This is a genomic window from Virgibacillus aidingensis, from assembly GCF_010994035.1.
Taxonomy (GTDB): Bacteria; Bacillota; Bacilli; order Bacillales; family Amphibacillaceae; genus Virgibacillus_N.
Genome location: NZ_WIXN01000004.1, coordinates 88,284 through 110,425, shown reverse-complemented (window position 1 = coordinate 110,425; position 22,142 = coordinate 88,284). Strand labels below are relative to the sequence as shown.

15 protein-coding genes are annotated in these 22,142 nt (G+C 41.4%); 14 read left to right on the top strand and 1 reads right to left on the bottom strand.

The features are described 5' to 3' along the window. The 5 genes from GHD25_RS04750 (at position 1) to GHD25_RS04730 (ending at position 5,763) form a co-directional block, all read left to right on the top strand. The gene (locus GHD25_RS04750; protein ID WP_164215231.1) at positions 1–1,008 is read left to right on the top strand and encodes an ABC transporter ATP-binding protein; all 1,008 of its coding nucleotides are present in this window, start codon (positions 1–3) and stop codon (positions 1,006–1,008) included. Then, positions 989–2,170, top strand: coding sequence for a M24 family metallopeptidase (locus GHD25_RS04745; RefSeq protein ID WP_164215230.1), 1,182 nt, complete (start codon positions 989–991; stop codon positions 2,168–2,170). Before GHD25_RS04750 ends, GHD25_RS04745 begins: the two co-directional genes overlap by 20 nt. Positions 2,171–2,255: 85 nt before the next feature. Then, positions 2,256–3,104 carry a M55 family metallopeptidase gene (locus GHD25_RS04740; protein WP_164215229.1) on the top strand — a complete coding sequence of 283 codons (849 nt, stop codon included), beginning with the start codon at positions 2,256–2,258 and terminating at the stop codon, positions 3,102–3,104. A 78-nt stretch (positions 3,105–3,182) separates the two neighbouring features. After that, entirely contained in the window at positions 3,183–4,475 is a 1,293-nt protein-coding gene (locus tag GHD25_RS04735; RefSeq protein ID WP_164215228.1) for a M20 family metallo-hydrolase, read from the top strand. Positions 4,476–4,620: 145 nt separating this feature from the next. Then, positions 4,621–5,763, top strand: coding sequence for a M20 family metallopeptidase (locus GHD25_RS04730; RefSeq protein ID WP_164215227.1), 1,143 nt, complete (start codon positions 4,621–4,623; stop codon positions 5,761–5,763). A 389-nt stretch (positions 5,764–6,152) separates the two neighbouring features. On the opposite strand, the gene GHD25_RS04725 is transcribed toward GHD25_RS04730, so the two are convergent. Next, positions 6,153–8,909 carry a S9 family peptidase gene (locus GHD25_RS04725; RefSeq protein ID WP_164215226.1) on the bottom strand — a complete coding sequence of 919 codons (2,757 nt, stop codon included), beginning with the start codon at positions 8,907–8,909 and terminating at the stop codon, positions 6,153–6,155. Positions 8,910–9,604: 695 nt separating this feature from the next. On the opposite strand from GHD25_RS04725, the gene GHD25_RS04720 reads away from it, so the two are divergent. The 9 genes from GHD25_RS04720 to GHD25_RS04680 all read left to right on the top strand — a co-directional run bounded on the left by GHD25_RS04720 (position 9,605) and on the right by GHD25_RS04680 (position 22,123). Then, complete coding sequence (locus GHD25_RS04720; protein WP_164215225.1) at positions 9,605–10,921, top strand: YdcF family protein; 1,317 nt, start codon at positions 9,605–9,607, stop codon at positions 10,919–10,921. A gap of 792 nt (positions 10,922–11,713) precedes the next feature. Then, a complete protein-coding gene (locus GHD25_RS04715) occupies positions 11,714–12,913 on the top strand; it encodes a metal-dependent hydrolase family protein (protein WP_164215224.1) in 1,200 nt (399 codons plus the stop codon). A gap of 19 nt (positions 12,914–12,932) precedes the next feature. Next, the gene (locus tag GHD25_RS04710) at positions 12,933–13,955 is read left to right on the top strand and encodes a TAXI family TRAP transporter solute-binding subunit (protein WP_164215223.1); all 1,023 of its coding nucleotides are present in this window, start codon (positions 12,933–12,935) and stop codon (positions 13,953–13,955) included. A gap of 46 nt (positions 13,956–14,001) precedes the next feature. Then, positions 14,002–15,912, top strand: a complete 1,911-nt coding sequence (locus GHD25_RS04705) for a TRAP transporter permease (protein WP_164215222.1) — start codon at positions 14,002–14,004, stop codon at positions 15,910–15,912. 753 nt (positions 15,913–16,665) lie between these two features. Next, on the top strand, positions 16,666–17,421 hold the full coding sequence (locus GHD25_RS04700) for an aspartate/glutamate racemase family protein (RefSeq protein WP_164215221.1): 756 nt from the start codon (positions 16,666–16,668) through the stop codon (positions 17,419–17,421). Between the two features lie 14 nt (positions 17,422–17,435). Further along, a complete protein-coding gene (locus GHD25_RS04695; RefSeq protein ID WP_164215220.1) occupies positions 17,436–18,167 on the top strand; it encodes a hypothetical protein in 732 nt (243 codons plus the stop codon). A 106-nt stretch (positions 18,168–18,273) separates the two neighbouring features. Continuing rightward, complete coding sequence (locus tag GHD25_RS04690) at positions 18,274–19,710, top strand: sodium/proline symporter (RefSeq protein ID WP_164215219.1); 1,437 nt, start codon at positions 18,274–18,276, stop codon at positions 19,708–19,710. A gap of 20 nt (positions 19,711–19,730) precedes the next feature. Continuing rightward, positions 19,731–20,900, top strand: a complete 1,170-nt coding sequence (locus tag GHD25_RS04685) for a metal-dependent hydrolase family protein (RefSeq protein WP_164215218.1) — start codon at positions 19,731–19,733, stop codon at positions 20,898–20,900. A 143-nt stretch (positions 20,901–21,043) separates the two neighbouring features. Next, positions 21,044–22,123 carry a zinc-binding dehydrogenase gene (locus GHD25_RS04680; protein WP_164215217.1) on the top strand — a complete coding sequence of 360 codons (1,080 nt, stop codon included), beginning with the start codon at positions 21,044–21,046 and terminating at the stop codon, positions 22,121–22,123. Positions 22,124–22,142 lie beyond the last annotated feature (19 nt).

The following is a 22,142-nucleotide window of genomic DNA, read 5'->3' as shown; positions in this document are numbered from 1 at the left end:
ATGGAGGATAACAATCTGGTTGAAATTAAAAATTTAAAAAAATACTATGAGATATCCCGGGGTCTTTTTAAGTCCAAGCTGATCGTAAAAGCAGTGGATGACATCAGTTTTTCCATCAGGACAGGGGAGACATTTGCTTTAGTAGGCGAGTCTGGTTGCGGAAAATCTACTACGGGAAAAACGCTGCTGCGTTTAACGGACGCAACAGCGGGTGAAGTGAAATATAAAGGAGAAAACATTTTATCATTGCCTTACGATAAGGTGCGTTCGTTAAGAAGTGAACTGCAAATGGTTTTTCAGGATCCGTATGCTTCACTTAATCCTAAGATGACTATCAAGCAAATCCTCATGGAGCCATTGCGCGTGCATAATAAATTTACTCCAGAGGAACGGATGCAGAAGATTGTGGATATTCTGGAAATTGTTGGTCTTTCCAAAGCACATTTAAACAGATACCCCAGTGAATTTTCCGGTGGACAGCGGCAACGGATAGGGATTGCCCGGGCAGTTATTTTAAACCCGGACTTTATTGTGGCTGATGAACCAGTATCCGCACTTGATGTATCCGTTCAATCACAGGTTATCAATCTATTATTACGGCTGCAAAAGGAATTTGGGCTGACATATCTATTTATCTCCCACGATTTGAGCGTGGTGGAACATATGACAGATCGGGTGGCGGTAATGTATCTCGGAAAGATTGTAGAAACGGCTGCGACAGAAGAATTATTTGCTGATCCAAAGCATCCTTATACGCAAGCACTAATTTCAGCCGTGCCTGTTTCCCATCCAAGTGAGGAGAGGGAACGCATCGTGTTGACTGGAGATGTGCCGAACCCGGCCAATCCTCCATCAGGATGCTCCTTTCATACAAGATGTCCATTTGCAATGGATATATGTAAAACAATTGAACCAAAATTAAAACAAGTTGGAAACGACCATATTGCAAGTTGTCATTTATATACAGAACACAAGGAGGAAAAAGAAGATGCTATTATCCATTCCTAAGCATGAATTTAAAGAAAGGCAGCAGAAATTTATAAGCACATATAAAGAAAAAGGTTGTGAGGCTGCGGTTCTTTTCTCTGTAACTGATATCTTTTATTTAACTGGGTTCCACTTTCATTCTACAGAGAGACCGATCGGAATTATGATTGATCCCGCTGATAAAGTTCACTTATTTGTTCCGGAATTGGAGCATGAACACGCAGAAGAATACAGTGTGATCGACTACGTTCATTCCTATCCTGAATATCCGGGAATTAAGCATCCGATGGAATATTTTAAAGAAGTGCTGGTGAAGTATAGCTTTGAAAATAAGGTGATAGGTTATGATTCATTGGGTTATGGTTCTCCGATGGGCTATAGAGGGGCATCGATAGACAAGTTGATTCATGTAAAGAAATTCATTTCTCTCTATGGTGTGGTGGAAGAAATGCGATTTATTAAAAGCCCTAACGAAATTGAATTAATCAAAGAATCCTGCAGATGGGGTAATTTGGCACATCGCTTGATGCAGAAATATACAAAAGTGGGATTCAGTGAAATTGAGATTACCAGCAAAGCCTCAATGGAAGCTACGAAGGCAATGATCGATACGTTAGGACCGGATTATAAGCCTCATGGTCAAACAGCATACGCGATTTTCCGCGGTCAGGTTGGGCCTGAATCAGCATTTCCTCATGCAGTGACACAAAACATTGTCATGCAAATGGGATATACATTAGTTACTGCAGCAGCATCCAGCGTGTTTGGCTATACAAGTGAACTGGAGCGTGTGATGTTTGTAGAGGAAGCTTCAAAGGAGCAGGAGAAATATTTTAACTATATGTATGAAGCACAGGAAGTGGCGTTTCAGTCAATCAGACCGGGAAGAAAGTATTCGGATGTAGAAAAAGATGTGCAAAATTATTTTAAGGAAAATAATATAACAGAACTTACGAAACACCATACTGGTCATAACATTGGTTTATTGGGTCATGAGGCACCATTTTTCGACTTAGGCGATCATACAACCATTGAGCCGGGCATGGTTGTTACTGTGGAACCGGGAATCTATGTAGAAGGACTGGGAGGGTTCAGGCATTCAGATACCGTGCTTGTCACTGAAGACGGAATTGAAATGTTGACCTACTATCCTAGAGATTTGGAATCGCTCATTTGTTATTAATCTATCTAATTTTAAATTCAGGCACTTGATGATCATGATCAAGTGCCTGAATTTACACTTATCTTATTATATGAGGTGAAAATTTATGAAACTATTTATTTCTGCAGATATGGAAGGAATTGCTGGTGTAAGTACAATTCGGCAAATGATAAAAGAAGGGGAGTATCAGCGTTTTAGAAAGTTAATGACCGAAGAGGTCAATGCTGGAATTCGTGGTGCTTTCAATGCAGGGGCTAAGGAAGTAGTTGTTGCTGATGGACATGGGAATATATCAAATATAATTATTGAGGATCTTGATCCCCGTGCCCGTCTGGTGTCCGGAAACAACCGAGTAATGTGTCAACTGGAAGGGTTGGATGAAACCTTTGATGGTATCATTTTTATTGGCCATCACGGTCGGGAAGGCGGATCAAAAGCTGTCATTTCTCATACCCTTGCCGGCGTCTGTGTTAACGAAATGAAGATTAACGGAAAAGTTGTTGGTGAAACCGAGATGAATGCCATGGTGGCGGGAGCCTTTGAAGTACCGGCCATTTTTATTAGTGGAGATAACCTATATGTCTCAGAAGTAAAAGAGACATTGCCAAGGGCAGAAAGTGTGATAACCAAGTATGCCAAAGACCGTTTATCTGCTGAATTACTCCATCCGGAGATCGTAAATGAAATGGTGGAAGAAGGGGTAGCAAAAGCAGTAAGGAATATTACCAGCTTTAAAGCCCTGGATACCAAAGATATGGAAACCACATTTGAAATTCAATTCAAAGGACCGCAACAGGCCCAAATGACTACAACCATTCCATCCGTGGAAATGATGTCACCGACAAGCATTAAGTTCACATGCAGTGACATCGTGACAGCGTATAAACATATGTGGGCATGTGTGATTATTGCGACAGCGGCAACCGATGGTATAGGGGGAAGTGCCAATAAATAAAGGATATTGGCAAAGGCTGTGACAAGGATCTATTAACCCGTAAATCATATATTTTTAAGAAAGTCAGGTGAATACATAATGCATAATGACGGACCTATTTTTCAACGATTGATGGATGATTATAATGTTACATACGATGGTAACGGAATAAATGGAGAGAGACTGGCTCATCGTCTTGATGAACTCGCAAAAATCGGTTTGACAGAAGAAAACGGAAGTAACCGTCCGGGATTCTCCAAAGAAGAATCAGCGGCAAAAAGCCTAGTTGCAGCATGGATGGAAGAAGCCGGGCTTAAGGTTCACCATGACGGTGCAGGAAATGTGATTGGCAGATTGGAAGGAAACGACCCCAATGTTCCCGGGATTATGTCGGGCTCCCATGTGGATAGTGTTCCTAATGGCGGTCATTTTGATGGTCCGCTGGGCGTTCTATTGGCATTGGAAGTAGCAGAGGCATGGAAAGCTACCGGATATCGGCCCCAGAAAAATTATGAAGTCGTTATTTTTACCGATGAGGAAGGGGCGACTTTTAATGGCGGTCTGCATGGCAGCCAGGCGCTGACAGGAAATTATCATATTGAGGACTTGAAAAAACTTGTTTCCGTGGATGGGGATTCGTTTAAGGAAGTCTTAAATCGAGTAGACTTATCACTTGAGAGTTATCAGAAAGCTGTAAGAGATTTTTCAGAGGTGGAGTTGTTTGTAGAAGTTCACATTGAACAGGGTAAACGGTTGGAGAAATCAGGACTTCCCTGTGGAATTGTCAGTGGTATCGCCGGACCCTGCTGGCTGGAGTTTACTTTCTCGGGGGAAGCGGGACATGCTGGAAACACGCCAATGGATGACCGGAACGATGCCCTGGTTGCGGCAAGTTCATTTGTCACAAAGGTAGCCGAGCTGCCGAGAAAAGTCAATGACACTTGTGTTGCCACCGTTGGAAAAATGCATATTTCTCCGAATGGCGTAAACGTCATTCCAGGCGAAGTAAAATTGTATGTGGATATTAGAGATATTTATGAAAATACCCGAAACACCCTCGTAGATGAGGTGATCCGTGAGGCAAAAAATATTGCTGAAAATCATGGTATTTCGCTTTCTTTTGAAAAGAAAATGGAAACGCCGCCTGTTCCAATTAAGGAAGAAAATCAGAAAACACTTGAAAATATATTGAGAGAGCAGTCTATTGAACCAATACGGATACCAAGCGGTGCTGGCCATGACGCCATGATTATCGGTGAAAAAACGGATATTGCCATGTTATTTGTAAAAAGCATTGAAGGCATCAGCCATAATCCTCTGGAATGGTCAAACTTAAATGATTGTGTCCAGGCTGCACATGTGCTTAAGGCGTTTATCGAAAAGCGGAATTAATGTTTGGAGGATAAGGAATGGAGTTTCAAACCAATGGCTGAAGCTTATGTATTGATGTAATAACGAATCGTTTACCAAAATTATCTCATAGAAATGAAGACTAATTGGCTGAAAACCTTAAATAATGTTAGTAAAGGAAGATAACATGAGGAATATTTATCCATATCTGGAAAAGCAAAAAGAGGACATGTATGCGTATCTGGAAGAAATCGTAACAAAGGAATCCCCTTCTCATGATAAAGAATTGGTGGATGAACTGGGAAAATGGCTTGCAAAGACATTTGAAAAACTTACCGGCGGCACGACGACAACGATTCCGGAAGCCACTTACGGAGATCATATTAGGGGAGAATGGGGCAGCGGTGAAAGTCAGATTCTCATATTAGGTCACTTTGATACTGTCTGGCCTAAAGGCACGATAAAAACTATGCCTTTTAAAATGGAAAACGGCAAAGCTGCCGGACCGGGGGCTTTTGATATGAAAGGCGGCATCATACAAGGGTTATTTGCCTTAAAAGCCCTCAAAGAATTGGATATCCCAATGAATAAGAAGGTCGTATTTTTCTTTGATTCAGATGAAGAGATAGGCAATCCCTCTTCCAGGGAGTTGATTGAAAAGGAAGCGGAAAAAAGTGATGTTGTTTTTGTACTTGAACCCGGGATGAGTGAGAAGGGAAGCCTGAAAACGTCAAGAAAAGGTGTGGGGATTTTTAATGTGGAAGCAACCGGTGTTCCCGCGCATGCCGGGATCGATCCGGATAAAGGCGTAAGTGCTATTCAAGAACTTGCACTGCAAACATTGGATATAGAAGCCATGAATGATTTTGATACAGGAACTACCTTTAATGTCGGCAAAGTTACCGGCGGAACCGGAAGCAATGTGATACCGGAAAAAGCATCCGCCGAGGTGGACTTAAGGGCCAAGACGCAGGCAGCGTTTGACAGGGCAATTGAAACAATGCTGGGTTTGAAGCCAAAGTTGGAAGGAGCAGCGTTACATGTGACAGGGGGAGCCAACCGGGCACCGCTGGAACGCACGGATCAAGTCGTAAGTTTATTTACAACGGCAAAACAATTGGCCAAAACCTATATCGGTATGGAATTAACCGAACAGGAAACAGGGGGAGGAAGTGATGGCAATCTTACCGCCCCGCTTGCACCAACGCTTGACGGCCTGGGTGCTGTAGGTGACGGCGCGCATGCCAATCATGAACATTTAATTTTAAGTGAAATGCCAAAGAGAAGTGCGCTGCTGGCGATGTTATTGGCTATGTATGGGGGAGAGTAGCAGGGAGTTGTAGTGAAATTTAAGGGTAAGATAATAACTGGGTTATTCACATTATTTCATAAAATAACCGATAAAAGCCGTTGAAAAGAATATCAACGAATTCTTAAGATAGCAAGTTGTTTATCAATGGCCCTTTGGTTCTATAGACATTCAATTTACTAGAATATACCTTAACACTTAACATAGGTGTAGCTGCTTGGACTGGAATGACTATTTATGGTGGATAAAAATGAACAGTTTGGGCGGTATTGGAATTGGTTTTTCCCATTAGAAAACATTTCTGGTACTTTGTTTATACTCCTAATAATAAACTAAACTGCGTAAGAAAGAGTTGTACACCCTAACTTACGCAGTCTGGTTTATTTTACTTTGACCAACAATTTAATCTCCTACTCCCACTCCTCTAATAAATCATCACTAAATTCTACTAGAATATCATACACCTTCTCTGAAACAGAATTGTCAGCCAGTTGATGATCCAGTAAATCCTGAAATCCGTGCATATGTCTGACAGCTTTGTTCATTTGATCAGTGTCCTGGTAGTGTCCCACTGCTGTCAAATGTGTCGATAATAATCGGGGCGCTGCATTATTAGCAAATTCTCCTTCATCTTTAAAATATTCAATTAACGTCTTCATATTTGAAACACTTGGGGCTGCAGCAAGATGGTCAAGAAGGAACTCACTGCCTCCCCCATAAACATCAACCAAATGTTCAAATCTTAGTTCCATTTCGTGTGCTTCATCCGGGAAGACATGCTCTTTCATTTCCACGTTTCTGGCTTTTAAAGCTTCGTTTAGAAATACCGACTGACTGAAAGTAACGGCACGATCTCTGTCACCATGCGCGACATATACAGGAGATGTCCAATCATTAATATTTGCCATTGGTGAATATGGACGTTGTTCACCAAAGAATTCATGCACCCCGGCCAAGTCGAATCCTACCTTAAAGATATCGGAATCACGGGCGAGCGCAAGTGCTGTAATGTATCCTCCCCATGAGAGACCGTGAATTCCAATACGATCCGGATCAACTGTTTCGTGATTTTGCAGAAATTCCGCAGCACCAAGAATATCCTTATACTCACTGGCCCCCCGTCTGCCTGCATTTTCAGCGTTTCGGAAATCATAACCGAACATGACTCCGCTCCGGTATTCTACGGAAAGTACGGTACATCCCTGACTTGCCAGGTATTGGTTCAGTCCATAGAGATTAGAATACGTTTCAATATAGTGATACCCCTGTAACATGGACCTTCTGGGACCGCCATGCGCAAAGATGATGCCGCAGCCTTTTGCGTCTTCCATAGAGGGAACAAATAGTTGTCCATAGGCGGTTTGACCGTCAGTGCCAGGAAATTCCACAAATTCCGGATTCACCATTTCCTCTTCCGGAAAGGCTTCAGGCACTTCCGGCAGACTTGCCTGCATTGTATCGCCTGATTCATTCATTACTTTTACAGAAGTTGGGTCGGCCCATCCTCCTTCAATATAAGCAAGCTTTCCATCAGCGATAGGGGTGGGTGCCCATTGGCTGGCCGTCCCACTGGTTATAGATGCTGGTTCTTTTCCGCTGAAGTCCACTTCCCAAAGATGTCGTCTTCCGGGATCATCCATGTTGGCAGAATAAATTAATTTGGTATGATCATGTGAAACTGCAGCGTTTTCCACTTCTCCTTCACCAGGGGTTAATAAAGTTGCGTTTTCTGCTCCCGAGGAAGGAACGGAATAAAGATGACGCCAGCCATCTCCTTCCCAAACAAACGCGATGTGATCATCGTCAGACCAGAAAAGCTGCTCATCCTGGTGGGCAAGTCCAAAAAAGCTCGAGCCTTTTCCTTCTGAAGCCTGCCAGACTTCTCTTGTTTCCAGAGTGGATACATCTGCCAATCCTATTCCCCAAGGCTCGCCTGAAGCAGTTTGCCTAAAGGCAATCTGATCACCATCAGGAGACCAGGATAAATCACTTAGTCTCACATCCGGTATGCTGATTCTTGATATGTTTTTGGTTTCAAAGTCGTATAAGTCGATCCCTGAAGCACGATGATAAGCAATTTGCTCTCCATCGGGAGAGAAACGAAGCGTCTGTATGGAACCTTCAAAGGTGAAAAGTTCTTCAGCTTCTCCAATCTGCAAATCACCATCCTGCCAGGAGAGCGGTGCACTCATGAAACGCTGATCATCTGTCCAGACGATACGTTCATTATCAGGGGAAAAATACGGATTGCTCCCTGTTCCGAGCAAATGCAGATCCCCGTCCGGCAAATCCTTCACCCATACTTCCTGCTCCGGCGGGGTCGGAAGGCTTTCCGGATTGTATCCATCCCCGCGCACGTAAGCAAGCGCATCACCATGCTGTGAAAGAGAGATTTGTGAGAGTGCCTGACCGTCATCATCAGAATAATGGACGACAAGTTCAGCATCTTCTCTATCAGGCATAAAATAGATGTTGCGTTCTGTCCCTTCGCGCGCAGTATAAGCGATGGACTTGCCATCACCAGCGCTTGTCAGCTCCGATACATGCGGTACATCGAGCATCGATTCAAGCAGACTCGGAGGATTGTCATCTACGGATTCTGATATGGGGACTGTTTTGTATTCATCCGGCATTCCGTTTACCTGTCTGATGAAAGATATGTGCTCTCCATCTTCAGACCATTCTGGTTCAATGTCGATACCAAAAGAGGGATCCGGAAAAGTAATTTCATCATTTTCCAGACTATAAATGGCAATGAAACCATGATCTGCATAACCCTGTAAGGAGGAACCAGAACTGCGGTGATTCTCAAAGGCAATGTTTTTGCTATCAGGCGAAAAAACCAGATTTTTTACTGTACCGTGAATCGTTAAGAGACGTTCGGGTGAACCCCATTCCGGTGCATCATCAGGTTCTGTAATCCGTTGTGCGCTCCATACGCTCTGTTCATCCTCGGATATCCAGGCAATCCGTTCCCCATCCGGGGACACCACACCATCCTCCGGCACATCATTTTCATCGGCAGAGACTAAAACGGCCGGGGTAATCACCAGCAAAATAGCTAAAAATACGTACAAACCATACCAGTGCCATCGATAAGTCCCTTTGCCGTCAGCTGCAGATAGAGCTGACTGATGAGGCGTTTCCTTTAGTGCATGTCTTCTCATACTACTGTCATCCTCCTTAAAATATATTTGTAGATTCATAGAGTGGAACACTCTGTTGAAACCGCTGTAAAGGGTATTCATTAACTGTACTGGCCGCCGCCAAAGCGATAGTTCCTGCTGCAGAAATGTTGTTCGTGGTTTCGCTTACACTAATAGATTCACTTTTTGGTCACGATCACCAACAAGAGTTCATTACGACAGAAATGGAGGGTAATTGCAGTTATTTTAAGATAATTTAAAACTTATTAATAGACTATCAAGTCACACGGACACAGTCTATATAACTTTAGTTTTGATTTTAAAAATCTACTATTATTATCCAGTCGAATTGCCTAGTTCTTTTTTCGTTTTTTTCCATTAATGTCGCTTTCCATTTAACGATACAGCTGGAGGGTTTTTGGCCAGTCGCTGTAAAGAAAACGAATGCGGTATGAACATAAAAGTAGATTCGTTTTTGTAAATCTCATTCGGCTAATTGCAAATTTTGTCGAAGGGTAGTGGTCTATAAGCGTCTAAGATTATGATAGAATACATATTGACAAAATATTAGCTGGATATTTTGTTTTCCAACTTTTTTCTATATGAGGAGGGAGGGAATAATATTAAACCCGGAGAGAAAGTGAAGGAATAAGAAAGACGAAGAAAACTGATGACGCGGTATTTACGAAATATAATATAGAAGGAGCATGATAAAATTGAAAAAAACCTGCAAAATTTTTATCAGTATACTGTTGATTATGAGTCTGTTGCCTTTCACTCATGTCTCGGCAGCAACTCCCGACACTGTAAAAGATGCAGATACATTGGTAAGCGAATTAATATATTACTATGGAGAAGAGGCCCGGACGGATATACTTAGAACGCTGGAATTAATGGAAGAGGAATATCCGGAAGATTATGAGTTATGGAATGCAGTTATTGATCAATGGGATTTTATTGAAAATGACATGGTGGAAAATTTACAAGTGGCACCTGATGGTCTGCCGGATGATGACACCCATGCGTTTATTGTGTTGGGTTTTGCTTTAAAAGAGGACGGTACCATGGAAGACGAATTAATCAACAGGTTGGAAGTTGCACTGAATAGTGCAGAAAAATACCCCGACTCTTATGTCCTGGTAACCGGCGGCGTAGAGAAAAACGGGTGGACTGAAGGCGATCGGATGCGTGACTGGTTAGTGGATCAAGGACTTTCCGAAGATAGAATTATCGTGGAAAATCAAAGTTCAAATACCGTCGAAAATGCATCCTTCAGTTTTGATTATCTATACAATGATTATGATATAGATACGGTTTCTATTATAACGAGCCAATATCATTTAAAAAGAGCAAGTATTTTTTACTACACGATGTCCTTATTAAAAGCCCAGGAATATGGAGTTGCGCCAATTGAATTTTTGGCAGAAGGGAATGCCGGCTGGCTTCGCGAGGATTTAACGGAAGAACCGATGGATTTAAAGGTAAGGGGAATGTATTCCATAGCCGGGGTGGAAGCATCCGAGGATTTGCCGATTTCCCAGCTGGAAGAATTGGTGATTATAGGTGATCTGGAATATGACTTATATGAAAGGCTGAATGTCAAGGTGTATGCAAGATACGACAGCGATTTCATGCGTGACATCACCGGACTGGCCGATATGACGGAATTTGATGCAAGCGAACCCGGCGATCAGGAAATTGCTGTACGATATGAAGAAAATGGCATCAGATTAAATCAAAATATTACAGTACATGTGCATGATGAAGAAATAAGTGCAAATCTCATGAACCGGGCAGTATCCTATTTGGCAGAAAACGGGGAATTTGCGAGTGAGGAGGCAGTTCGTGCTTTAGGGATGCATTTGACTGCAGTTGGCCAATTTGAAGATCAGGAGGAAGCAGCAAAAGTTATCAGACATATGGAGGCTTTTCAAGGTTTACTGAACTATCAATTTAATCATGATTTAATCTCTGAAACGGCATATAATACACTCCTGAATCAATCTGATGCATTAATAGAGAAGTGGGGATAGATTTAAGAAACCCTCTGTGACAGTATGGCACAGAGGGTTTAGTATTTTTAAACCCAAGAAAGTTATCTTAAAAATTATCATGATTCTTCCTTTCGAAATTTCCTCTCCGATTCTTTTCGATCTAATCTTCTTAGTAAAAAACACAAATTAACTTCTTTTACAGCCACTCATCCTCATATCGCCAGACCACATACATGAAAACCCAGGTACAAAATCCTCCGGAATGCTAGTTGAAACCAGTCTGCCTGCTCCAGCCCAAACAAATCCCGATTCCATGAAAGATTAAAAAAATAACTGCTGCCACTTTATAACTTAATGTCAGAAAGTATCGTAAGTTATTGGAAAGGTGCTCTAGAAATGTGTTTGCCAAAGCAGAGCATGCTCCAGGTTAAAGGAGCTGCCACACGTACCAGTATGGTTTGGGAGATAAGAGAAATGTTTAGCAAGAGCATGCTCGGAAGCCAGTTTTGCCCCAATAATGCGGACGATGAAACCATAGCATGTTGGTGTCTTTAGGATAGAGGGTTTCATCAAAAGTATAGTTTCAATAGAATGAAAAGATAGTTTTTGGAAAAGTACACCAATAATTAAGGAGAATTCTTTCAATTCCTTATATGTGAAAGAATAATCAATAATTATTTACATTTTGTAATGTTTAGTATTGACATCAAGGAGTTAATTTGCTAAGTTATAAAAAAGCTTCGAAACTTTTCAAAATGGCAGGTGAAATAAAAATTATATTTAAATATGAAAGCGATTTAATCAAATTATAGTACAGGAGGTTTAACAGAAGTGATAAAAGCTTTTTATAATGCAAATATTATTACTGGAGAGAATAAAGAGGTAATAAATTCTGGAAAAGGCTATATTCTGTTTAACAATGATAATGGAAAAATCATTGATATAGGTGAGAATTTTGAAGAGAAAGCCAGCAGTCTGGTATACGATGAAACTTTTAATTTAAAAGGAAATTGGATTTTGCCGGGTTTAATAAATGGTCACGTTCATATTATGCGGAATGGGAGTGCCCATCCTGATGCTCTAATAAAAAATGAAAGCATGGAAATGATTACGCTGCACGCACTAAAAAATGCCAAAGAACATTTAGATATAGGTGTAACTTCAGTTAGAGACCTTGGCTCTACAGGTCTCACAACATTGGCAGTAAGGGATGCGGTTAAAACAGGTTTATTTGATGCTCCAAGTATTTCCAGCTGCGGCACACCGCTTATTATGACTGGCGGACACTTTAGGACGGGCAAGGAAGTTGACGGGGAAGATGAAGTTCGAAAAGGAACACGTCAATTATTAAAACAAGGTGTAGATGTGGTGAAACTATTTGCTACAGGCGGAATTTACTCTGAAGGTGAAGAACCCGGCTCTCCTCAATTAACGAAGGAAGAGATTCAAGTAGCGGTAGAAGAAGCGCATAAGAAAAATATTCCGGTTGCTTGCCACGCACAGGGGTTGACTGGAATTTATAATTGTTTGCATGCCGGAGTAGACACTATTGAGCATGCTATCTATGCAGATGAAAAGGCATTAGAGCTGTTTGTAACGCAGGGCACTTTTATGGTCCCTACTATGGTAGCAATGGTGCGTATAGCAGAAGGTAAAGAATATGGAATACCGGAGTATGCAGTAGAAAAGGCAAAAGTGGTCGTGGAAACCCACTTTAGCATGCTGGAAAAAGCGGTGGAATATGGAGTTAAAATTGCGACTGGAACGGATGCGGGATCTCCGTGCAATCCGCCTGAAGACTTATTTAAAGAATTGGAAATAATGAAACAGGCCGGAATGTCCGAGCTGGATGTGATAGAAGCTTCCACTTCCGTAGCAGCAGAGGCTATAAATTTTAAAGATCGCGGTGTACTAAGAAAAGGTGCCTATGCTGATATGTTAGTTGTTAACTCAAATCCACTGGATGACATTAAACATTTAAAGGAACAAAACATGGTGATAAAAAATGGAGAAATTATTAAAAATAACTAATTTAAAAGGGAGAATCAAAATGAGAATTTCAAAGTTCAGTATACTTTTTCTTGTCCTAATTATGTTGTTGGGTGCGTGCAACCAGGAAACAAATGGTGGTGGGGAAGAAAGCAGCGGCGGAGGAAATGACACCCTAACATGGGGATCGGCATCATTGGGTTCACAGGGTTATGTCATTATTGAAGCTTTGGCGTCTACTGCAAATAACTATGTCGATGATTTTAGAAATTCAACTATTTCTACTGCAGGGGGAGCAGAGAATATCGTATTGCTTGATCAGGGAGAAATTCAAATGGGACAGGCTACGAGTGATGTATTATATGCGGCCACAAACGGAATAGAACCTTTTCAGCAGGAAACGGAATTCAGCCAGGTTTTTGCCTATGGCTATTGGTCGCTGCCAATATTAGTGCCTATGGATTCAGATATTCAAACGATTGAGGACCTTAAAGGAAAGAGATTAAATGTAGGTACAACCGGCGGCTCCTCATCTATTATCGCCAATGCGGTACTGGGTGAAGAAGGATACGATATTATCGATGAGATAACGTTGGAACACTTAAACTATCAGGAAGCTGCAGATGCTTTAAATGCTGGACAAATTGACGCTTCTGTTTTGTTCCATATGGCCGGGAATTTAGTTGCAGCACCTTTTCAGGAATTAGCGCAGTCCATGGAGCTTAGACCATTGGAGTTTGATCAGGACATTTTGGAAACAGTGACCGAGAATAACCAGGGATTAAGTATTGAAACTGCTTTAGCCGATACGTTTGATTTTTATACAGAGGATGTGCAGGCGCCAGGTATGACAGGTATGCTTGTCACAAGGCCGGACACGGATGAAGATATTGTTTATGAACTGGTAAAAGTATTATATGAAAATGAGGAAGAAGTTCGCAACATCAGTCCTGAATTAAATATATTTGAATTGGATTATGCGGTGGAAGGTTTAGTTAAAGACTATCCTGTTCATCCCGGGGCAGCAAAATATTTCCAGGAACAGGGCATATGGGAAGACGACATGATCATTAGTGGGCAGTAAAGAACAAGGAGGAGATCTCCTCCTTGTTTTAGAAAGGAGAATTTAGGTGCGTAAATATAAATTCAACTTAGGATTAATTATCACCATCATTGCTGTTTTTGCCAGTTTGTACCATATGATTTCCACTCAATGGCTTGTTCTTTCACTTGATGAGCATAAGGTGCTCCACATTACTTTTGGGTTAGTGATTGTCTACCTGCTCTCGCTGCAAAAGGTTGAAGGAAAAGCCATTTTATTCAAAAAAATTTTAAGAGCGGTATTATTGGTGGCCGCCATAGCAGCTTCTGCTTTTATCCTTATAAACTATGAGTCTATATCTACTAATATCGGTCTTCCAAGTACCTCGGACACGATCGTAGGTTTCATACTTGTCGTCATAGTTTTAGAAGCAACACGCAGAGCATGGGGTTTCATTATTCCTTCTATTGTATTGGTCGCTATGTTATACGGGTATTTCGGTCAATATATGCCTGGCATACTTTATCATTCCGGTCTTTCATTTGAACGTTTAATAGCATATGCGAGTACAAATTTCCAAGGTATATATGGATCATTTACAGGGATCGGGGCAAGGGAAGTCTTTATGTTTGTTTTATTGGGAACTACGCTGCAGGCAGCAGGAGCCACTAATTTCTTTATGAAAATAGCCCAAGGTGTTGGTGGACGTTTCCGTTCAGGCCCTGCACAAGCTGCCGTGATTTCCAGTGCATTTATGGGATCGGTTTCCGGAAATATTTCTACCAATGTGGCTACAACCGGATCGATTACCATTCCGATGATGCATAAGAAAGGATTGAGCAGGGAATATGCAGGTGCAGTGGAAGCAGTAGCATCGACAGGTGGTCAAATCATGCCTCCTGTTATGGGAGCGGCGGCTTTTCTGATGGCCACTAATTTGGGTGTTTCCTATGCCGAAATTCTGATTGCAGCATTACTGCCGGCTCTAACGTATTACCTATATCTGGCGGTAAGTATACAAATCAGGGCAGTGAAGGTAAACCTTTCCATGAAAACGGATGAGAAGGTCAATACCCTGCAGGCATTAAAAGAAGATGGATATTTAATGATATCTTTAATTGTTTTGATACTAGCATTGTATGTAAGAGTGCCAGTAACCTTAGCGGCGTTATATGCAATCTTATCTTTGTTTATCTTAGTAGGAATTAAAAAATTTATTGTTCATAAAAACGTAAAAGTATTTTTGAAAGAAATGGGAGCATTCCTGGTGGAATCTTTAAAATCAGGTGCGATAAATGGGACAAAACTGGGCCTGATGATGGCCAGTCTTGGAATAATGATCGAGTTATTTGTGGTCACAGGTTTTGCTCAGCGAATGTCTTTCCAAATGATTGACTTAGCAGGAGGGTATCTGCCTCTGTTGCTGATTTTAGTGGCAATTACCTGTTTAATATTCGGTTTGGGAATGCCTACTACCGGAGCCTATCTCACGGTTGCATTATTAGCTGCACCAGCCATGATAAACTTTGGTGTTCCGGCAATGGTTGCCCATTTTTATGTATTTTACTTTGCGTTGATGGCTGCTGTAACTCCTCCAGTCGGAATCGGAGCTATCGTTGCTACAGGTATCTCCGGAGGTAACTATTTAAAAACAGCATTACATGCTACAAAGCTGGCACTGCCAGGCTTTTTGTTACCGATCTTTTTTGTCTATAGGCCTGACTTATTATTTGTTGACGCAAATTTATTTGAAGCCGTTTTTGCATTTGTTTCCACTTTAACCGGCTTAATAGCAATTAGTGCCTTGATTGAATGGTATTTTGTCGATAAATTAAAGATTTGGCAGGCATTACTCCTGCTGATTTCCTCCGCATTACTATTAATGCCGGAAGTAATCACATCTGTTGCTGGTTTAGTACTGTTTGGAGCAGTGATATTCATTCAGTATAAACTTAAACAGAGCAGTGTCGGTTTAAGTACAATTAACCAGAGTGGCTGATAAGACAAGTAGATTAAGGCAGCCCCCAAGAGGTGTGATGCTTTAGGGGGGAGCCTTTTTCTGGAAAATGGATGAGAGAGGCTGGACTTGAAGTGCAACAGATCGTTGGTAGATTTGTTTGTTGAAGTTCCCATTGAACAGGGAAAGCAACTGGAATAAACCAGGATTTACCCGTGGAAAGTGAGTGGTATTGCCGGACTTGCTGGCTGGAGTTTACTTTCCGGGGAGAAACTGGACATGCAGGAAATACACCATTGGATGACTGGAACGATACCTTAGTTGCATGCGTGTATTTTACTGGTAAAAAACAGAGGTTGCCGTGTTACCTGTAAAAAGAAAGAATCACCACAATCCGCTGGATTGGTCGGAAATTAGTGGTTGTGTACAAGCAGCGAACATTCTGAAGAAGTTTGTGATAAAACAAATGGAGTTTCAATTTCTTTAAAGAATAGGATAATTAACAGATTAATTTAATTACTGTTTTATTTAAATTTTTACTATACAAACAATAAAAACTATAGTAATATGTTGCATAATACCTAAAAACCCGAGAAATCGAATAACTTTTACTACTACTATTTTAGAGATGTTGTTGCATCTTCATTTTTTTACCTAAATTAAGAAACGGTGGTTCTAATATAGATACAAAAAGCTCGGGATTATTACGAAAGAGGTGATGTTAGTTAAATTGGCTGGAAGTATATTGATATTTTTGTGAGTTAAAATTCCGAAAATTGAAAAGGAGAATGTGATATGAAATTGCAATACATTATCCCCGGACCAATGCATAAAACCTCGGTGGGAATGGAAGAAGTGAACAGAAGACTGGCAAAATTGCAGGGATGGGCAAGTGCAGAAACAGAAGTTACTATCTCTACTGTTTCATCGGGGCCAGCGTCTATTGAATCCATGTATGAGGAATATTTAAGTGTCCCTGGGACAGCAAAGAATATAATAAAGGCTGAATCTGAAGGCCATGACGCTACGATCGTAGGGTGTTTCGGAGATCCGGGACTGGATGGGTTAAGAGAAGTATCCGATAAATTGGTCGTTGGGCCTGCTGGGGCATCAATGGGGACGGCTGTTACACTTGGCCAGAAATTTTCTGTTGTTACTGTTACTGACAGTATAATTAATGGTTTGGAAAAATTAGCCTGGGAAACTGGCGTATACCAAAAGCTCCAGTCTGTGCGCGCAATAAATTTACCGGTCATGGAAATCAATAAGAATCATGATCTGGCAGTGGAGCTGCTTATAAAAGAAGGGAAAAAGGCTATTGATAAAGATAAAGCTGAAGTTTTGATACTGGGTTGTATGAGTATGGGCTTTCTTGATGTTGCTGACAAAATGATGGAAGAGTTAGGTGTTCCGGTAATTAACCCTTCTAAAGTAAGCCTTAAGTTTGCAGAGGCACTTGTTTCGTCAAATTTGGAACATAGTAAGAAAGGCTATATGAAACCACCAAAAATGGAAAATAACAAGCGTATTGAAGACTTGTTTATTAAATGAGTGGGGTGAATTCAATGAAAGCTAAATTGACTGTTCTTATTCCGATGGGATTTGTTATGGGGTTATTTATGACTATAACGGCTTTTGCCGATAGCTATCCTGCCAAAGCGGAATTGGAATCGGAAATAATTGACGATACAGCGGCACTCGTAAAAATGGATTACTCGTTCAATGTTGATGAAGAAACAGAAAGTCTCCCATTTGAAGCAATTCTTTTTTTCAACAGTGGTATTGAGGATATTAGTGTCACAGTTAATGGCGAGCCGGGTAATTTCAGTTTTGAGGAACAAGATGAGAATTTAATAAGCGGGGAAATCATTTTGGACACAGAGTTATCTGATTCTTCAGAGGTTGATGTTCAAATAGATTACCGTGTAACAAATGCTGTCATGAATGATGGGAATAATTTTGAAGTGAATATACCGGTTATTGCAAGTACATTATTACCGTTAGAAGCGGCACCTGGTTTCTTTGAATTTAATGTGGACATTCCGGAAGGATCAACTGTCACAGGTGGCTTTCCATCTGCATATACAGCGGACGGCTCCAATGGCGTATCTTCTGATTTGCAGGTAATGTCTTCTCTGCTTTCGTTTGATGGAAGTATAAATGAGGTACCATTCTTTACTTTTAATAGAATTGTAGATTTTTCAGTTGTATTATTACTGATTGCTGCTATTGCAGCTGCCTGGATGTTAAATCGAAAAAAACCTACTAAGTTAGAGGGGGAGAAAGAATGGGGTTAGGTTTTATATATTGGGGTGTGTTTGTTGTCTACGGTGTAATCACTTTAGGATATATCATTTGGATGTATCTGGCTAATAAATCTGAATCGGAAAGGAGTGAATAACATTGGATATCCAAATCATTGTTTTTGTTGGTTATTTTATACTTCTGCTTGTCATTGGAATTGTTTCTTATAAAAATACGGAAAATGCCCAGGACTATTGGATTGCAGGTGGTAATTTAGGCTGGGCGGTCGGTGGCGCCAGTATTGCATCAACCCAAATGAGTTCAGGGCTTTTTATCGGGACAATAGGAACAATGTACGCAGTCGGATGGTCTTTTGGCTGGATTGTATTGGTTTTTCCTTTTGCTTATTGGTTTATGGTTGCTTTTATTGCTCCACGGTTTACAAGAGTAAAAAGAAATTCTTTGCCCGATTTTATTGAAACACGTTATTACAGTAAAAACGCCAGAATAATAGCGGCTATCATCATCCTTGTTACGATGGTTGTTTATATTCAGGCACAAATAGTTGCAGGCGGACTCATTGCCAATATCATTTTCGGCATTCCAACCGAGCAAGGAATGCTTTTGTTTACTGCTATCTTAATCATTTACTCTGTTATTGGCGGGATGATGGCAGTTATGTATACAGATTTTGTTCAAATGATGGTAATGGTTTTGGGTGCGATTATCTCTGTGCCACTGGCTATCCGCCATATGGGAGGAACGGATAATTTATTATCTTATGTTCAGTCGGTAAGTCCTATTACGTTTACCTGGGAAGGAATGCCGCCGGCAGTACTGTTCACCATGGGCTTGGCATTTCTATTGGGAGCTGTTGCAAGACCTGAGCAATTGGTTCGCTTTTACGCAATGAAAGATATGAAGACAATTCGTAAAGGGATTTTATTTACTATTATTCTCGTAGGGGTTGCTCATTTCTTTGTCTACTATTTAGCTCTGTCCAGTACAGTTCTATTTCCTGCATTGCCTACAGGAGACCTGGCCATGCCTATGATTGCAACTAGTGTATTGCCACCATTAATTGGCGGAATTTTGCTGGCTGCAGTTACATCTGCCATGATGTCTACCGTTGATTCACTATTAATTGTAGCCGGCTCAGCATTATCAAATGATATTTATCAGCCGATATTCGATCCAAAAGCCTCAGAGAAACGTAAAATATGGGTTGGCCGGATCGGTGTTGTTATAGCAGGGACAGTACCTGTTGTATTATTACTGTTTGGTATCGGTCAAGGGGAATTAGTTCAAATTATGGTTGCTTTGTTTAGTGCGCTTATGGCTTCCAGCTTTCTCATGCCTGTAGTTTTAGGTGTTTTATGGAAGAGAACGACAAAAGAAGGAGCTATCAGTGCCATGATTGGTGGATTATTAGCTTGCTTTGGCTGGCGTTTGCTTGGCTTCCATAGTTTTCTGGATCCAGTGGTTGCCGGATTTATTGTCTCCACTATCTTGATCGTTGTCGTTAGCTTAATGACGCCGGCACCGCCTAAGTACGCAACAGATCCATTTTTTAAAGGTGAGAAGAAAGTTGCTTAAACGTAAAAGGAGGTATGTACGTGTATCAGTTAATCAAGTCAAAAGCTATTTTGGATGGAACAGGCAGTGCACCTATTCCTGAAGGTTGCTTGCTTATTCAAAACGATAGAATTGCTGGTATAGGAAAAGAGGAGGAGTTTGCAGGATTAGATGGCATAGTGGAGATGGTGGACTGCACTTCTCATTATATCCTTCCGGGACTGATCGATAGTCATAATCATTTGTCTATCGTTCCTGCGTTGGGAGATCAACTCGGCCAAATGGCTTTACCTCCGGGCCGGAATATACTGAGAAGCCTGCCGAATATTCAAAAAAGCTTACAATCGGGTGTTACCACCATGCGGATTGTCGGAGAAGAGAATTTTATTGATATTGACATAAAAAAAGCAATTGAAGAAGAGTTGATTCCGGGTCCCAGGCTGCTTGTTAGCGGCCGGGGGCTAGTGGCAAGCAATGGGCATGGCGCAGCTTTAACGGTTTCGGATGGGGAAGAGGAAATTCGCAGGCATGCTAGAGAAAATTTTGCCAAAGGTGCTGATTTAATCAAATTGTTTGTAACCGGAGGGATTAGCAGCAGCAAAACAGGCATTGATTTTTGCAGCTACAGCAGCAAGGAAGTCAGAATGGCAGTAGAGGAAGCGGATAGGTACGGTTCCTATGTGGCTGCACATGCACATGGGGGACCAGGACTGGATTTATGTATAGAGGAAGGTGTCCGGACTATCGAGCACGCTGCCCTGATAAATGAATCTCAACTTGAAGGTGTTGTGAATAAAGACCTGTGGATCATCGGGACGTTTTCCATCCTTTTTCATGAGACAGGTATAGAACAAACTGACTTCAATGATCCAGTTATAAAGGATAAAGTATTGCGGACCAGGGAAATTGTTTCCGAGAATTTTCACCGTGTCATCCATTCAGGTGCGAACCTGGCACTAGGCACAGACAGTATGCACGGATTGCTTGCGTATGAAATGGAATGTTTAGTCCGGTTTGGCGCTACGAATATACAGGCGATTTCAGCTGTAACTAAGCATGCTGCAGAGGCTCTGCGGATTGAAGACCGGCTTGGCACACTTGAAAAAGGAAAGATTGCAGATTTTATAGGATTGCCAGCTAATCCACTGGATGATATTAAAAACATGTCACAGGTTGAATTTGTTTATAAGAATGGAAAACAGATTACTTGATTTGGTGAAGGTGCAGCGTATGGCCCAGAAGAATAGAAACCATTAATAAAAGTTTTTTATATTTTTTCAAATGAAACTAGACTCGAATTGGAGCATGATTATTTGATGTTAAAGCACAATTAATGGAAGGAGGATTAAATTTAGTGAATAATTTTCCAAAAGAAATGAAAGCTGCGGTTATACGGGAACATGGCGGGCCTGAAGTAATACGTATGGAAACAGTTCCGGTTCCCCAACTTCAGCCAAACGAAGCGTTAATTAAGGTGAAATATACAGCTTTAAATCATTTGGATATATTTGCAAGAGAGGGGTTGAAGGGGCCGGGTGTCCCTAAGATTACGTTGCCGCATGTTTCCGGAGTAGACATTGTAGGTGAGGTTATCGCCTACGGATCTGCGAAAGGGGGTGGAAGAGAAGATCTGCCGGAACTAAATACCCGTGTTCTGGTAAATTCTGCTTTCGGCTGTGGAACCTGCCGGTATTGTCGTAACGCGGAACCCAGTATGTGTAAAAATTATAAAATAGTAGGAGAGCATTTGTGGGGAGGTTTGGCGGAATATGTTAAAGTACCCGCTCAAAATATTATAGAAATACCGGAGCATGTCAGTTCTGTTAAAGCTGCTGCAGTGCCTGCTGTATACACCACTGCCTGGAGGGGTGCCGTAACTGTTGGTCGGATTAAGCCGTCCGACACAGTATTGGTTGTAGGTGCTTCAGGTGGTTTAGGTTCAGCTCAGATGCAAATTGCCGTCTTAATGGGTGCCGAGGTCATCGCTATTGTAGGAAATGAAGAAAAACGACAAAAAGCGCTGGCTATGGGTGCATCCGAAGCTTTCTATTCACATGAAAATTGGCTGGAGAAAGTGATGGATTGGACTAACGGTTATGGTGTTCAATTAGCGTTGGATTGCGTGGGTGTCAAAACGATCAGGAATAGCCTGAATGCCCTTGATCAAGGTGGAAAGTTAATCTTATCCGGCGCAACATCAGGTGACTTTCCTGATATAAGTATTCGTGAGATTTATCAGCACCATCGAAAAATACTCGGAGCACCAATGGGCAACTGGGAAGACTTTTTGCAGGTAACCTCTTTGGTTTTCCGGGGAAAATTGGATCCTGTTATTCATAAAGTCTATCCATTAAATGAACTTGGTGACGCACAGGAAGCCTTAGCAAAACGAAGTCATTTCGGGAAAATTGTGATAGAAATAGACCCATCTTAGTATATACAGAAAGGTGAGA

Coding starts and splice junctions, on each gene's coding strand:
- GHD25_RS04700 (WP_164215221.1), top strand. CDS start 16,666: ATGAAATTGCAATACATTATCCCCGGACCAATGCATAAAACCTCGGTG.
- GHD25_RS04740 (WP_164215229.1), top strand. CDS start 2,256: ATGAAACTATTTATTTCTGCAGATATGGAAGGAATTGCTGGTGTAAGT.
- GHD25_RS04695 (WP_164215220.1), top strand. CDS start 17,436: ATGAAAGCTAAATTGACTGTTCTTATTCCGATGGGATTTGTTATGGGG.
- GHD25_RS04730 (WP_164215227.1), top strand. CDS start 4,621: ATGAGGAATATTTATCCATATCTGGAAAAGCAAAAAGAGGACATGTAT.
- GHD25_RS04735 (WP_164215228.1), top strand. CDS start 3,183: ATGCATAATGACGGACCTATTTTTCAACGATTGATGGATGATTATAAT.
- GHD25_RS04745 (WP_164215230.1), top strand. CDS start 989: ATGCTATTATCCATTCCTAAGCATGAATTTAAAGAAAGGCAGCAGAAA.
- GHD25_RS04725 (WP_164215226.1), bottom strand. CDS start 8,909: ATGAGAAGACATGCACTAAAGGAAACGCCTCATCAGTCAGCTCTATCT.
- GHD25_RS04710 (WP_164215223.1), top strand. CDS start 12,933: ATGAGAATTTCAAAGTTCAGTATACTTTTTCTTGTCCTAATTATGTTG.
- GHD25_RS04750 (WP_164215231.1), top strand. CDS start 1: ATGGAGGATAACAATCTGGTTGAAATTAAAAATTTAAAAAAATACTAT.